The sequence below is a fragment of the Singulisphaera sp. GP187 genome (assembly GCF_900129635.1).
GTDB lineage: Bacteria > Planctomycetota > Planctomycetia > Isosphaerales > Isosphaeraceae > Singulisphaera.
The window spans coordinates 189,040-202,441 of record NZ_FSRB01000004.1; the positions used below are offsets into that span (position 1 = coordinate 189,040).

The window sequence follows — 13,402 nt, forward strand, 5'->3', positions numbered from 1 at the left end:
ACCCACCTTACCGAATATCTCTGGTTCAAACATCGCGCCCTACACCCCACAAAAAGGGATCGACCATGAAACTCGGACTCCGTCATGCGGCGTTTACGACGCTCATCCTGTTGACCGCCACAGCCTCGGCCACCGACTTCCCCCAAGGGACCATCGCTGCTGAGTTGGGCGGCACTCAGTGGACGATCCGATTTGAAGACGGGGGCACATACACCGTCTCACGCGGCGAAGACGTGGTCGCTGAGGGCAAGTACACGGTGAAGAAGGATGAGATCGAGATGACCGACGACCAGGGATCTCGCGCCGAATCCGGCAAGACTGGGAAGTACACCTGGAAACTCGTCGGCAAGAAGCTCACTTTCACAAAGGTCGAGGACGAAGCCGAGGGGCGGGTGAGTGCCCTGACGAACGGTCCGTGGACGCTCAAGGACTGAGGATTGGAGATCACGCCGTCAGACTCAATGGCTGTACTCCCCCGATGCGTTGCGAGATTGAGGGGGGCGGCGAGCAATTGAGGGTCGGTGCCTGCACTCGATGGATGTCTGGATTGTGGTATTGTCAATCTTCGTGGACGGAGAATTTCAGGCGGCGTTGGTTTTCTGCACTCCGTCCTCGAAGATGACCCCAGCGATCACCTCTCTCAAGAGCGCTGATCCATCAACGATCGCCAACTTTTTGATGCGCTCTCCATCAGTTTGTAGCCCATCGTCAGGGACGCCGTCCGACTCCCGCTCCCCTTCGTCTTGCTGTGCCTCAGACGGACTGTCTAGACCATTGGGGACGTTCGTCAATATTGCCGTTGTCTGGGCAAAATGGAATACCACGCAGAGTCTCACAGGGATGATCTTGTCCAGCTTTTCGCAGATTGCGTCAATATGAATGAATTCGACATTTGAATTGGTTCTTGTCATTGAATTCGAGGAAATGCCATGACAACTCTGCGAAAGTGGCGAAGTCTTGCCAAGACCTTCATCCTTTTCTTCGTCGCTTGGGAGGTCGTCGCAACCATCGTAAGTCTCGCCCTCCTAATTATCATCGCGGTCCGAGGCGGTGCGCCATCACCCGATCGCCTGATCTCTGTCTTCGGAACCCTCGGCCTCTTCGGCGTCGTGATCTGGGCCATCCGGGATGCGCGGGAGAGAGGACGCCGGCGACCCCTGGAGCGAGCGGCGACCGTAGAGGAAGAGGCCTAGCCTTGCGCTACCGTGGATCACCGGCTTCCGTCGGCCGGACTGTCCGATCGGTCCCTCTGATCCGGTTTCATCCTGTCGTTCCCGCGCCTCCCCAAGTCGGATCGGCCGATCGACCGCCGGTTGACGAAAGACAATCCTACGACGAAAATGGCGGCTGCCGGACCAGCCGACTCAAGTGGGCGGAGCCGGCCATGTCATCAACGCACTCGGCCCGCCCCGTGCCGGTAGCTTCCTCGGCTCACAGCCGAGGGGGAGCGCTCCCATGAACGACATTGACGCACCAGGATACCAACACACCCAGAAAGGGCCGTGGTCCCTGGTGCTCTACGGAATCGGCGTCTTCACGCTCGGCCTCGGCCTGCTTCTACGGGAGGAGCCGTTAGTGACGACATGGCTACCCACATTGGGTGTGCTCTTGCTGCTGGTCGGCGCATGCTTCCAGCACCTCACGGTCACCGACGAAGAGGATAGGCTCGACATCCGCTTCGGGCCGTTGCCGCTATTCCGGAAGCAGATCCTGTACGAAGACATGCGAGCTGTCGAGGTCGGGCGAACCACGCTGCTCGACGGCTGGGGCATCCACCTTAGCCTGCGGGGAGGTTGGGTCTGGAACATCGCCGGATGGGATTGCGTCATCATCCACCACCGCGGGAAGACGTGGGTTGGCACGGATGACGCCGAGAATCTCGCCAGGTTCCTCAAGGCGAAGATATCGCAACTCGACTCCGCATTGAATCGGATTTAAGCAAAATGTCTAATGATTATCCTGCATTTACTCGTTAGGCCGCTTCAACTGCTTGGTAAAAGCCCCAGAATTCATCGCAGACTCTTGGGGAGATTCGTCAATATTGCCGTTTTCTGGGCAAAATGGGATGCCACGAAGAGTCTCACAGGAATGATCTTGTCCAGTTTGTGTGTTTGGTGTCAATATATCTGAATGGAAAATTGGAATTGTCCTGAGAAATCCCTGGATCGACCTGGTGGCTTCTTGGTCAGTCGCCCAGGCCGGATACAGCTGAGAAGACTGGCGCCGACCATTGCCTTGAGCAGTCACGTCTGGGATGGCGCGGCCGCGGCCCGCGCCCGCTCCGGGCCACTTACCATTTGGTGGGCTCTTGTCATGGTCGCTTGCCGCGCTATCATGACCTTTGAATCGCAACCACGCCGGTTGCGAACCGACGACTCTGACAATGAAGGTCCGGACGATGGCGAACGATCTGACGAGCAAGGTGGCGGTGGTCACGGGGGCGTCGAAGGGCATCGGCGCGGCGGTCGCGCGACACCTGGCCAACGCCGGGGCGAGCGTGGTGGTCAACTACTCGTCGAGCCGCGAGGGGGCCGAGCGGGTCGTCCAGGCGATCGAGAAGGAGGGGGGACGGGCCATCGCTGTCGGGGCGAACCTGGCCAAGCCCGAGGAGGTCGCCAAGCTCTTCGAGGACGCCCAGAAGGCGTTCGGGCGGCTCGACATCCTGGTCAACAACGCGGGGATCTACGACTTCGCCCCGCTCGAAGGGATCACCCCCGAGCACTTCCACAAGCACTTCGACCTGAACGTCCTGGGCCTGATCCTGGCGACCAAGGAAGCCGCCGCACGATTCGGCCCGGAGGGGGGCACTGTGATCAACATCTCCTCGGTAGTCAGCACCCATCCGATGCCCGGGGCCTCGGTCTACTCGGCCACCAAGGCGGCTGTCGATGCGGTCACGAAGAGTCTGGCACAGGAGCTAGGCGGCCGGAAGATCCGGGTCAACTCGATCAATCCGGGCCCGGTAATGACCGAGGGGACGTCCGGCTTCTCGGAGGGTGAGATGTTTGAGGAGTTCGCAAAGAAAACCCCTCTCGGCCGGATCGGCCAGCCCGACGACATCGCTCGGGCCGTCCTGTTCTTGGCCGGTGAGGATTCGGGCTGGATCACCGGCGAGGTCATCCACACGGCGGGCGGGTTGCGCGGCTGATCGGGTCGTGGCAACGACCGGCTCGGCGACTGGTTTCCGGGTTGAAATCGGCCCTACCCAGGGCTTCTGATAGGCTGTCGGCGGCGTATTCGGAACGGGTCACGATCGGGGAGCTCGCACCGCGAGGATCGCAGCTATCGCCGCCGCACGCGATGGCGCGGCGGCGATAGCCCTGACACGATACGCCGGATTCTTCGGTTGGAATCTGACATCGACACCAAACTCAGGAGACGCTATTGGGGACATTCGTCAATATTGCCGTCATCTGGGAAAAATGGGATATCACAAAGTGTATCGCAGAGATGATCTTGTTCAGTTTGCGGAGATTGCATCAATATATATTGATGTCTCATTTGAATTGTTCGGAATAATAAGAGTTCGCGCATTTGTGTGTCGTGACAGTGGCCCATTGCGACTTCTATGGAATCGGAGGATGATAACGTAAGTAAAGTGGCTAAAGCTCCTGAGCAAGTTGCAAATGATCAGAATATTGGAGATGTCGCGATGAATGCCAAGGCGGTCATGACGCTGATGTTGCGCCTGATGGGATTCTGGGTCTTGTTGACTGCGGTTGCGGCGATGGTCAACCTCGTGGCCTTCCTCTCCGAGTCAAGTGACTCTGGTGCCGGGCGGCAGGGGGAATGGAGTTTACTTATCTCCTCGGGGTTCGCCCTCGTCGCGTACGCGTCCTTCGCGGCAGGGTTGCTCTTGTTCGCACCAGCGATCGCATCATGGTTCGCAACCGAATCAGCCCCCTCAGTTCCTGTCACCACGGATCGTGCGGTCACGGTGCGGGACGTCTACATCATCGCGGCGAGATTATTGGGACTCTATTCCTTGTTGTCCGCCGTCCCGGCGGCCCAGAGGCTGGCACAAGCGATCCTCGACGACAGGTTTCATTGGGGATCGGCAGGGGAGTTTACCCGGGGGGAGTCTCGTCGAGGCATCGATCTACCTGGTCGGCGGGGCCTTGTTAATCTACTTTGCCGCCGGAATCTCTGATGTCTTTTCGAGGGCTCATGGTATGTCCGAGCGTTCAATCGAATGAACCGTACCCCATCCCTGGCTGGTTCTTTTTTAATTGTGCTTGTGACTGAAAATGCGACTCATTGTTATTGGAATACGCTGAAGCCTCCCCTCGCACGGACGATGATGTCCGGTTTTGAGATGGGGAAGTCATGGACTTGATTACGAATGACAAGCGGGAAGAACTGCTCTCCGCCGCTCCTGTCGACCGAGTCACCAGACTATTGGGGACACTCGTCGATATTGCCGTTGTCTGGAAAAAAGGCTCTTCCGCGGAATCAGTGGGTGGAGGGTATGGGAGGATGAACCACAGAGACACGGAGGCACAGGGAAGAGAAGAGAGGGGGGAAAGCGTTGATCAAGAGGATCGTTCGTTTGATTCCCTCCTTCAAGACGCGGACGTTGAAATTCAGGAGGAGGCCGAGGCGAATCTTGCTGAGTTTCAGGTACGTCAAGAGTTGCGCCTCGTGGATCGGGGCCAGTCTTTCGACGGTTTTCAGCTCGATGAGGAGGCATTTCGGGATGACGATATCCATGATGTAATCACAATCAAGCGGGACATCCTTGTAATGGACCGGGAGCTTCTTCTACCTCTGAAACAAGATGTTGTTTTGCCGCAATTCATAACACAAACATTCTTCTTACGCCGACTCCAGCAATCCCGGCCCGAGCACTCGATGAACCTCGATTGCCGATCCGATCACCCGACCCGTTAAATCTTAAACATTCATGACTCTTCCCTCTCCTCTGTGCCTCCGTGTCTCCGTGGTTCATCCCATTCTCTTCGGCTACAGGAACATCCGGGCCCGGACAGTACGCCCTGAGCTGAACCACACCCACAGATTTTGCTGAGGAGCCGGAAAAAATGGGATGCCACGAAGAGTCTCCAGGGATGATCTTGTCTGGTTTGCGCAGATTGCGCAATATATGGGAATGTCCCCTTTAAATTGTCCCCGCCATCTCGCGGGTTCCCGTTCGATCAACAAGACGGCCCCCCCCCGACACACTCGAGAGATCTAAATGTCAGAGGAAATCGTCACGAAGTGCCCGATCACCGGCGCAGCCGCCAAACATACGGCTGGCGGCGGCACGACCAACCGCGACTGGTGGCCGAATCAGCTGAGGCTCGACCTCCTGAGCCAGCATTCGTCGAAGTCCGATCCAATGGGCGGGGAGTTCAACTACGCTGAGGAGTTCAAGAGCCTCGACCTGGCGGCGGTGAAGCGGGATCTCGCCGCCTTGATGACCGACTCGCAGGATTGGTGGCCGGCGGACTTTGGCCACTACGGGCCGCTTTTCATCCGGATGGCCTGGCACAGTGCCGGCACCTACCGGACCGGCGACGGTCGAGGCGGCGCCGGTCGGGGGCAGCAGCGGTTCGCTCCGCTCAATAGCTGGCCGGACAACGTGAGCCTGGACAAGGCCCGTCGGCTGCTCTGGCCGATCAAGCAGAAGTACGGCCGGAAGATCTCCTGGGCCGACCTCTTGATCCTCACGGGGAACGTCGCCCTGGAGACGATGGGGCTCAAGACTTTCGGTTTCGGCGGCGGCCGCGAGGACGTCTGGGAGCCGGATCAGGACGTTTACTGGGGCGCCGAGACCACCTGGCTCGGCGGCGACGTCCGCTACAAGCACGGGTCGGCAGGTGTCGAGAAGAACGGCGGAGTGGTTTCGAGCGATGACGATGCGGATGGGGACATCCACAGCCGCAAGCTGGAGAACCCTCTGGCCGCCGTGCAAATGGGGCTCATCTACGTCAACCCTGAGGGGCCGGACGGCAATCCCGATCCGGCGGCGTCGGCCCACGACATCCGCGACACCTTCGGTCGCATGGCGATGGACGACGAGGAGACCGTCGCTCTGATCGCGGGCGGCCACACCTTCGGCAAGACCCACGGCGCCGCGCCGGCTAGCCATGTTGGGCCGGAGCCGGAAGCCTCGGGACTGGAGGCGCAGGGCCTGGGTTGGCGGAACGACTTCGGCACGGGCGCCGGCGCCGACGCGATCACGAGCGGTCTGGAGGTCACCTGGACGTCCACGCCGACGAAGTGGGGCCATGGCTACTTCCAGAACCTGTTCGGCTACGAGTGGGAGCTGACCAAGAGCCCGGCCGGCGCCCATCAGTGGAAGCCGAAGGATGGTGCGGGCGCGAACACGGTCCCCCATGCCTTCGACCCGTCGAAGCGCATCGCGCCGTCGATGTTGACTTCCGACATCGCCTTGCGCGTCGACCCCGCTTACGAGAAGATTTCACGGCGGTTCCTCGAGAATCCCGACCAACTGGCGGACGCGTTCGCCCGCGCCTGGTTCAAGTTGACCCATCGCGACATGGGCCCGCGAGCCCGTTATCTCGGACCCGAGGTGCCGGCCGAGGAACTCCTCTGGCAGGACCCGATCCCCGCGGTGGACCACCCGCTCATCGACGAGGCCGACGTCGCCGCGCTGAAGGGGAAGATCCTGGCTTCAGGCCTGTCCGTCTCGGAGCTGGTATCGACCGCCTGGGCGTCGGCGTCCACGTTCCGCGGTTCGGACAAGCGCGGAGGCGCGAACGGCGCGAGGATTCGCCTGGCACCGCAGAAGGACTGGGAGGTCAACCGGCCCGCACTGCTGGCGAAGGTATTGAAGGTTCTGGAAGCCATCCAGACGGATTTCAACGCCTCCGCATCCGCCGGCAAGAAGGTCTCGCTGGCCGACCTGATTGTGCTGGCAGGCTGCGCGGGCGTCGAGAAAGCGGCGAAGAATGCCGGCCATGAGGTCACGGTCCCGTTCACGCCCGGCCGCATGGACGCCTCCCCGGAGCAGACGGACGTGGAGTCCTTCGCGGTGCTGGAGCCGATCGCGGACGGCTTCCGCAACTACCTCAAGGGGAAGTATTCCGTCCCGGCCGAGGCCTTGCTCATCGACAAGGCCCAACTGCTGACCCTGACCGCGCCCGAGATGACCGTCCTTACGGGCGGAATGCGGGTGCTGAAGACCAACGTAGGCGAGGACGACCATGGCGTTTTCACCGATCGGCCGGAGTCGCTGACCAACGACTTCTTCGCGAACCTGCTGGACATGGGCATCGAGTGGAAGCAGGTGTCGCCCTGCGGCAACGCGTTCGCGGGCTTCGACCGCAAGACGGGCGCCGGCAAGTGGACAGCCACTCGCGCCGATCTCGTCTTCGGCTCCCACGCCCAGCTCCGCGCCCTGGCGGAAGTCTACGCCAGCTCGGACGGGGAGGAGAAGTTCGTCCGTGACTTCGTCGCCGCCTGGACCAAGGTGATGAACCTCGACCGCTTCGACCTCGCATGATCATCCGGCAATTGTCTTTTGAATCCGACGATCAAAACGAGAGGGGAACATGAGTGTAGACGTGAAGTACCAAACCACTGCGACCGCCCGAGGCGGCCGCGACGGCACCGCGCGAACGGAGGACGGCACCTTCGAGGTCAAGCTGGCCACTCCCAAGGAGCTCGGGGGCGCCGGCGGGGAGGGGAACAATCCTGAGCAACTGTTCGCCGCCGGCTACGCCGCCTGCTTCATCGGGGCGATGAAGGTGGCGGCGGGGGGCTTGAAGCTCCGGGTCCCGCCGGAGGCCACCGTCACCGCGACCGTCGGCATCGGCCCTCGTTCCGAGGGCGGATTCGGTCTCGACGTCGCGTTGGGCGTGCATCTGCCCGGCCTCGAGCGTCCCGACGCCGAGCGGCTGGTCGAGGCGGCCCACCAGATCTGCCCCTATTCCAACGCGACCCGCAATAACGTCGACGTCCGGCTATCGATCGTCTGATGCCCGAATCCGGGCGGAGCCATCCAGGTCCCGCCCGGTTATCGCCACAAGCGGATTGTTGTTCACTTTTGCAACTTTGCAGGAAAACATATTTCGATTAAATTGCACGTCAACAATGAGTTCCATCGTTCTACTTTCGTAAACAAATGCATCTCGCTCCTGAGAAATCCTTGGATCGATCTGGTGCTTCTTGGCCAGTCGCCCAGGCCGGATGCCGGATATTGTTGAGAAGACTGGCGCTGACCATTGCCTTGAGCAGTCACGTCCGGGATGGAGCGGCCTCGACCCGCTCCGGGCCACTTACCATTTAGTGGGCCCTTGCCATGGTCGCTTGCCGCGCTATCATGACCTTTGAATCGCAACCACGCCGGTTGCGAACCGGCGACTCTGACAATGAAGGTCCGGAAGATGGCGAACGATCTGACGAGCAGGGTGGCGGTGGTCACGGGGGCGTCCAAGGGCATTGGCGCAGCGGTCGCGCGACACCTGGCCAAAGCCGGGGCGAGCGTGGTGGTCAACTACTCGTCGAGCCGCGAGGGGGCCGAACGGGTCGTCCAGGCGATCGAGAAGGAGGGGGGACGGGCCATCGCTGTCGGGGCGAACCTGGCCAAGCCCGAGGAGGTTGCCAAGCTCTTCGAGGAAGCCCAGAAGGCGTTCGAGCGGCTCGACATCCTGGTCAACAACGCGGGGATCTACGACTTCGCCCCGCTCGAAGGGATCACCCCCGAGCACTTCCACAAGCACTTCGACCTGAACGTCCTGGGCCTGATACTGGCGACCAAGGAAGCCGCCGCACGATTCGGCCCGGAGGGGGGCACTGTGATCAACATCTCCTCGGTAGCCAGCACCCATCCGATGCCCGGGGCCTCGGTCTACTCGGCCACCAAGGCGGCTGTCGATGCGGTCACGAAGAGTCTGGCACAGGAGCTGGGCGGCCGGAAGATCCGGGTCAACTCGATCAATCCGGGCCCGGTAATGACCGAGGGGACGTCCGGCTTCTCGGAGGGTGAGATGTTTGAGGAATTCGCAAAGAAAACCCCTCTCGGCCGGATCGGCCAGCCCGACGACATCGCTCGGGCCGTCCTGTTCTTGGCCGGTGAGGATTCGGGCTGGATCACCGGCGAGGTCATCCACACGGCGGGCGGGTTGCGCGGCTGATCGGGTCGTGGCAACGACCGGCTCGGCTACTTGCTTCCGGGTTGAAATTGGCCCTGCCCAGGGCTTCTGATAGGCTGTCGGCGGCGTATTCGGAACGGGTTATGATCGACGAGCTCGCACAGCGGGGATCGCAGCTATCGCCGCCGCACGCGATGGCGCGGCGGCGATAGCCCTGACACGACAGACTCTTGGGGACATTCGTCAAGATTACCATTGTCTGGGCAAAATGAGGTGCCACGAAGAGTCTCATGGGAATAAAATTTGCGAGTTTACGCATTTTTAGGCAATACATATAAATTGCCACTTACGATTGTCGTCCCCAGGCTGCTCGCCCTCGTATCCACCGTTTCCTACATGGCTGTCGTTGAATTTCCCCGTCGTTTTGTGGGGTTCCCGGGGGACGAGGTGAATCTTCTCTAGTTTGCGCAGACTGCGTCAAGAATTAAGAATATCCCTATTTCATCGCTCAGCTCTTGGTCGTGCAGTGTTCGACCAAGTGGTCCCATACCCGGCGTAGCTTAGTCACGTCGTAGTCTGGACCGAGGGTGCGTTGCTTGATGAAGTCGAGAGCGAAGCTCTCCTTGTCGACCAGTTCCCCTTGGTAGCGGTCGAGTTTTTTGTCGTAGCTCGTCCATCTGACCGTCGGTGTGGTCGCGGGGCCGTGTGACAGGTCCAAGTAAAGCTCGATGGCGACCGCCTTCCCGTTGATGTCCTCCTTGTTTGGGCCGGAGGGTCCTAGCGTCGGGAACGACTCGAAGTCTGGGAGCGGTGGGAGCAACGCAATCCGCATGTTCCGCGGAAGATGCAGAGCCCTCACCTTCTGGAAAGCCGCGTTACCGGCCGTGTCGTTGTCGAAGACAACCAAGACCTTGTTCTGAATCCGAATCCGGGCGAGACCCTGGCAAAAGTTGGTGAGGTTGCCGGTTCCTGTAAACGGATAGTTCTCTGTCATATCAACGAACGTAAAAAAATCCACAATGTCCGGGTAAAGTAGGCCGAGCGATTTCTTCAGAATTGAGGAATCGGACTTTCCTTCCGTCACGATGAGGTATCGATCCGCGTCTTCGAGTCCTTCGTAAAGCTTGTCCTCCTCAATCCATCCCCCGTCGACCACGTCATGGTAACGCCAAACGACATCCTCGCTGAGATTACGTTGATTCTCAGCGAGAAGCCGTAAAATGACGTACGGGTGCATGTTTTCAAAGAACGTCGCTTCCTTCCGCGAGTAGTTCTTTAGTTGGGGTAATCGCTTTGTGAACTGGGGGTCTCTGAGGATGTTGTCGAGGGTGAACTCTCCGAGGTCGTAGCCTTCATCGGGCTGGGGGAGCCGCATCCTTCCGACTCTGACGGACTTGAGAGCCTTCGCAAATTGGTCGAAGGATACGGCGACTTCTTTGTACTCGTAGGGCATGGCACAGGCGAGGTCCTCGTACATTCCCCGGCAGTGCTCAAGGTTGTAGCCAAGCAGTTCGAGCCGACCGACCACGCTTGAGAGCGGTCGACTGTACGCCGGCTCATCCTCTTCGTCTTCTTCTTCGTTCAAGTTGACGGCCCGCTGATTGTCCAAGGGTAGGAACAGTCTTGAATGGTTAATGAAAAAATTGTTCTTCCCCCAATCAACCTCCAACCGACCAACGGATAGTGTGATAAGGGAACCCAATCTGGCCGCCTTTCACTGCTTTAGATCTCATCTGGAAAAAGGTACGTCCGTTCAGATTCTATCCGAGGGGAAGCATAACCTGCGAAGGCTCGAGCACAATCGCCTTCGAGCGAACAGCCGTGGCATAGTTCGCCCCATGGCTAGTCCTGACCGCCAATCGAAGCCGAGACCGGCTACGAACGGGAGCCGCCCAGTGGGCCCCCAAGTCGGCGACCGGGTGCCTACCCCTGGGTCATCCTCTCAAACATCGGGGCCTTCACCGGGGAAGTGTATCACGTCAAGGGTAATATCACGGCTCTTACTAAGAATTGTCCCCTTAGAATTGTCCATGCTGGCCTGAGTCGCTGATTGTCAATGCCGTCTCCGTGCTCGCCCTCGTCTTCGGGCCGGTAGGCATTCGGGTACAACTCCCCCGTCTTGCGTCGTCAGACGAAGTTACGTAGGGCAGGTTCGCCGCATGTGTGATTTGACGCTCATTGACAATTAGATTATTGTATGCGAATTCCAAGGTGTGCCATGAAAGAACGTCCGGCGTAGGTTTTCTGGCGGAGACGATGAAATCGGTCCTGTCAAGTTGGCGATTTGGTTTTTTGTGACTATAATGAAAATGAGTCCGCATGCTTGGGTGGGACAAAACAGCCAATTAGAGGCAGTCGCATGAATTGGAATGAATTCGTTAGCAACGAATGCCTGTTCTGTAGAGGGATGGCACCCTCACAGGTCGATGATGTTCGGTTCCAAGAAAAAGACCCGACCACCTCTATGGAGTACCGATGCGAGCAGTGTGGAAGTTACAGTATCACGCTTGGATGCATTGAAAGGGCCGTTGAGCCAAAGAAGAATGAGCTATTAGCGGGGCTGGTTAGGGAGTGGAAAGACCGGGGCTTGGCTCTTGAGATGACTGACGAAAACTTTGATAGCCTACTCTCCCTCGCCCCAAAGGGCGTGCTCGAAAAGGGACAACGATTTCTCCAAGCAATCGAACGCAGAACAGATTCCTTGGGGACCAAGGTCAGATTCGATGCTCGTCGAGATCACTCCTTGGCCTTTGTAAAGAGCAAACAGGACTTCGCCTATTTCCTAAGGCACTATGAAAATCTAGGGCTAATTGAATGTATTCATGTTTCACATAACGACACGCCGGGTCCCACTTGCGAATGTTCGCTCACCCTCAAAGGATGGGAGTTTGTCGAGTCGCTCAAGATTCCAAACGAACGGAGTACCAAGGCATTCGTTGCCATGTCGTTTGCTGACGACCTTAGACCTGCGTTCGACGAAGGAATCAAGTTGGCGGTACGTGGGACTGGCTTCAATCCGGTTCGCGTGGATTACAAGGAACATAGCGAAAAGTTTGACGACCTAATCATTGCTGAAATCAAGGAAAGTCGGTTCATAGTGGCAGATTTCACAGGTCATCGTACAGGAGTCTATTACGAGGCTGGCTTTGCCAAGGGGCTTGGGTTGCACGTCATTTGGACTTGCCGACACGACGACATTAAAAATCTTCACGCAGATATTCGTCAATACAACACTGTCAGTTGGACTTCGTATGACGACTTGAGAGACAAATTAACGGCAAGGATTCGGGCGGTTGTCGGGCTTGGACCGTTGCCGATTGAGTAAGTCCAGCGATGCCGCCGCAACCCCCCTGACGGACGATTAACTCCCCCGCCTTCAACTCGGGGGCCGCTTCCGCGTAGCCACTCACTCACTCACTCGCTTCGTGGCCGTACCGCCCCACCATAGAACTTTTGAAGGCTGTGGAGCACTTCCCTCCCCTTGATGCTGTAAATCTCACCAGTCGGAGAATTGACCGAAATCCAGTATTTGTAGGGGAAGGCCGTCTCCAGGTCTTCGAGGGTGGGGAAGTTGTCGGGCATGTAATAATAGTGTGCCACTTGTGGCTGTAGAAAGGGCTTGGGGAACTTGTTCGCGGAATCATTCGTCAGGAATATCTCGTTGACTCCATTCGGCCCCGACCACGCTATTGAGACGCTGTCGATATTGACGGGCGAACGACCTATGTTTGCGATTTTTAAGACAAAATACATGCCTTGTTTGGCTTCCGCGACGTGAATTTTGTGAGTTAGGTTTACTCTGACTTGATTCCAATAGATAAAAACAGTCCAGCATGTGTTGAATACCCCGAGAACCGTGCCGATGATTCCGAGAACCAGTGCCGCAGTCGTCATCGCTTGCCCCCCCCCCAATTCCCCTAGCCGTATGTCCACACTGTTCAAGTGTGGCTTATCGGGGCGAAGGGGCCAAGCACGCCCCAACCATCACTAACGCCCGTATTGAGAATTAGCTTTAATGCAATCACGCAGTCATGTTCGGCCAGTCGCATTACCAGTTTTGGGCCAATCGCGTTACCAAGTAACGGCCAGCACCGTCCCCCTTCAAAGTCGGGGGCATATTTTCCCTGCCTAAGCGGCCTCGGCCGCAATCTGGGCGATGGGGATGAATTCCCCGGCTTCCGGCCGTTGAACCGGACGGATTTGTAACCCAGATTGTAACCGGGTTTTGTAACCCGCCGAGTGTCGCCGCAAGTCTATACGGCTGGCGGGGTTAAAAATGGGCGATGAGGGACTCGAACCCCCGACATCCTGCGTGTAAAGCAGGCTTCCTACGCTGTTTTCCG

Annotated in this window: 12 protein-coding genes and 1 pseudogene; 9 read left to right on the forward strand and 4 right to left on the reverse strand. The window is 58.5% G+C overall.

The genetic code is table 11. From position 1 onward, the window contains the following. Positions 1–65 precede the first annotated feature (65 nt). A complete protein-coding gene (locus BUS42_RS41325) occupies positions 66–434 on the forward strand; it encodes a hypothetical protein (protein ID WP_074317903.1) in 369 nt (122 codons plus the stop codon). A gap of 147 nt (positions 435–581) precedes the next feature. Here the strand turns inward: BUS42_RS41325 and BUS42_RS41330 are convergent, their stop codons facing one another. Beyond that, positions 582–911 carry a hypothetical protein gene (locus BUS42_RS41330; protein ID WP_074317905.1) on the reverse strand — a complete coding sequence of 110 codons (330 nt, stop codon included), beginning with the start codon at positions 909–911 and terminating at the stop codon, positions 582–584. An 18-nt stretch (positions 912–929) separates the two neighbouring features. Between BUS42_RS41330 and BUS42_RS41335 the strand changes: the two genes are divergently transcribed. From BUS42_RS41335 to BUS42_RS41350, 4 genes are all read left to right on the forward strand, one after another. Beyond that, on the forward strand, positions 930–1,193 hold the full coding sequence (locus tag BUS42_RS41335) for a hypothetical protein (RefSeq protein WP_074317907.1): 264 nt from the start codon (positions 930–932) through the stop codon (positions 1,191–1,193). A 262-nt stretch (positions 1,194–1,455) separates the two neighbouring features. Next, positions 1,456–1,938 carry a hypothetical protein gene (locus BUS42_RS41340; protein ID WP_074317908.1) on the forward strand — a complete coding sequence of 161 codons (483 nt, stop codon included), beginning with the start codon at positions 1,456–1,458 and terminating at the stop codon, positions 1,936–1,938. A gap of 460 nt (positions 1,939–2,398) precedes the next feature. Next, a complete protein-coding gene (locus BUS42_RS41345; RefSeq protein ID WP_074317958.1) occupies positions 2,399–3,148 on the forward strand; it encodes an SDR family NAD(P)-dependent oxidoreductase in 750 nt (249 codons plus the stop codon). A 504-nt stretch (positions 3,149–3,652) separates the two neighbouring features. Beyond that, positions 3,653–4,150: a hypothetical protein gene (locus BUS42_RS41350; RefSeq protein ID WP_254054141.1), complete on the forward strand. Its 498-nt coding sequence runs from the start codon at positions 3,653–3,655 to the stop codon at positions 4,148–4,150. Positions 4,151–4,536: 386 nt separating this feature from the next. Here the strand turns inward: BUS42_RS41350 and BUS42_RS46910 are convergent. Further along, a pseudogene (locus BUS42_RS46910) lies at positions 4,537–4,878 on the reverse strand (GxxExxY protein); the annotation flags it as partial. Positions 4,879–5,194: 316 nt separating this feature from the next. Here BUS42_RS46910 and katG point away from each other — a divergent pair. From katG to BUS42_RS41370, 3 genes are all read left to right on the forward strand, one after another. Continuing rightward, positions 5,195–7,468, forward strand: coding sequence for a catalase/peroxidase HPI (gene katG, locus BUS42_RS41360; protein WP_074317912.1), 2,274 nt, complete (start codon positions 5,195–5,197; stop codon positions 7,466–7,468). Positions 7,469–7,517: 49 nt separating this feature from the next. Further along, positions 7,518–7,943, forward strand: coding sequence for an organic hydroperoxide resistance protein (locus BUS42_RS41365; RefSeq protein ID WP_074317914.1), 426 nt, complete (start codon positions 7,518–7,520; stop codon positions 7,941–7,943). A gap of 408 nt (positions 7,944–8,351) precedes the next feature. Beyond that, on the forward strand, positions 8,352–9,101 hold the full coding sequence (locus BUS42_RS41370) for an SDR family NAD(P)-dependent oxidoreductase (RefSeq protein ID WP_074317960.1): 750 nt from the start codon (positions 8,352–8,354) through the stop codon (positions 9,099–9,101). A gap of 466 nt (positions 9,102–9,567) precedes the next feature. On the opposite strand, the gene BUS42_RS41375 is transcribed toward BUS42_RS41370, so the two are convergent. Further along, positions 9,568–10,761, reverse strand: a complete 1,194-nt coding sequence (locus BUS42_RS41375) for a HEPN/Toprim-associated domain-containing protein (RefSeq protein WP_074317916.1) — start codon at positions 10,759–10,761, stop codon at positions 9,568–9,570. Positions 10,762–11,418: 657 nt separating this feature from the next. Here BUS42_RS41375 and BUS42_RS41380 point away from each other — a divergent pair. Next, positions 11,419–12,384: a hypothetical protein gene (locus tag BUS42_RS41380; RefSeq protein ID WP_143206713.1), complete on the forward strand. Its 966-nt coding sequence runs from the start codon at positions 11,419–11,421 to the stop codon at positions 12,382–12,384. 89 nt (positions 12,385–12,473) lie between these two features. Here BUS42_RS41380 and BUS42_RS41385 read toward each other — a convergent pair whose 3' ends face one another. Beyond that, on the reverse strand, positions 12,474–12,953 hold the full coding sequence (locus tag BUS42_RS41385) for a hypothetical protein (RefSeq protein WP_143206714.1): 480 nt from the start codon (positions 12,951–12,953) through the stop codon (positions 12,474–12,476). Positions 12,954–13,402: the final 449 nt, after the last annotated feature.

What these genes read in the sequence shown, in the direction of transcription:
- BUS42_RS41325 (WP_074317903.1), top strand. Translation starts at nt 66, where the DNA reads ATGAAACTCGGACTCCGTCATGCGGCGTTTACGACGCTCATCCTGTTG.
- BUS42_RS41330 (WP_074317905.1), bottom strand. Translation starts at nt 911, where the DNA reads ATGACAAGAACCAATTCAAATGTCGAATTCATTCATATTGACGCAATC.
- BUS42_RS41335 (WP_074317907.1), top strand. Translation starts at nt 930, where the DNA reads ATGACAACTCTGCGAAAGTGGCGAAGTCTTGCCAAGACCTTCATCCTT.
- BUS42_RS41340 (WP_074317908.1), top strand. Translation starts at nt 1,456, where the DNA reads ATGAACGACATTGACGCACCAGGATACCAACACACCCAGAAAGGGCCG.
- BUS42_RS41345 (WP_074317958.1), top strand. Translation starts at nt 2,399, where the DNA reads ATGGCGAACGATCTGACGAGCAAGGTGGCGGTGGTCACGGGGGCGTCG.
- BUS42_RS41350 (WP_254054141.1), top strand. Translation starts at nt 3,653, where the DNA reads ATGAATGCCAAGGCGGTCATGACGCTGATGTTGCGCCTGATGGGATTC.
- katG (WP_074317912.1), top strand. Translation starts at nt 5,195, where the DNA reads ATGTCAGAGGAAATCGTCACGAAGTGCCCGATCACCGGCGCAGCCGCC.
- BUS42_RS41365 (WP_074317914.1), top strand. Translation starts at nt 7,518, where the DNA reads ATGAGTGTAGACGTGAAGTACCAAACCACTGCGACCGCCCGAGGCGGC.
- BUS42_RS41370 (WP_074317960.1), top strand. Translation starts at nt 8,352, where the DNA reads ATGGCGAACGATCTGACGAGCAGGGTGGCGGTGGTCACGGGGGCGTCC.
- BUS42_RS41380 (WP_143206713.1), top strand. Translation starts at nt 11,419, where the DNA reads ATGAATTGGAATGAATTCGTTAGCAACGAATGCCTGTTCTGTAGAGGG.
- BUS42_RS41385 (WP_143206714.1), bottom strand. Translation starts at nt 12,953, where the DNA reads ATGACGACTGCGGCACTGGTTCTCGGAATCATCGGCACGGTTCTCGGG.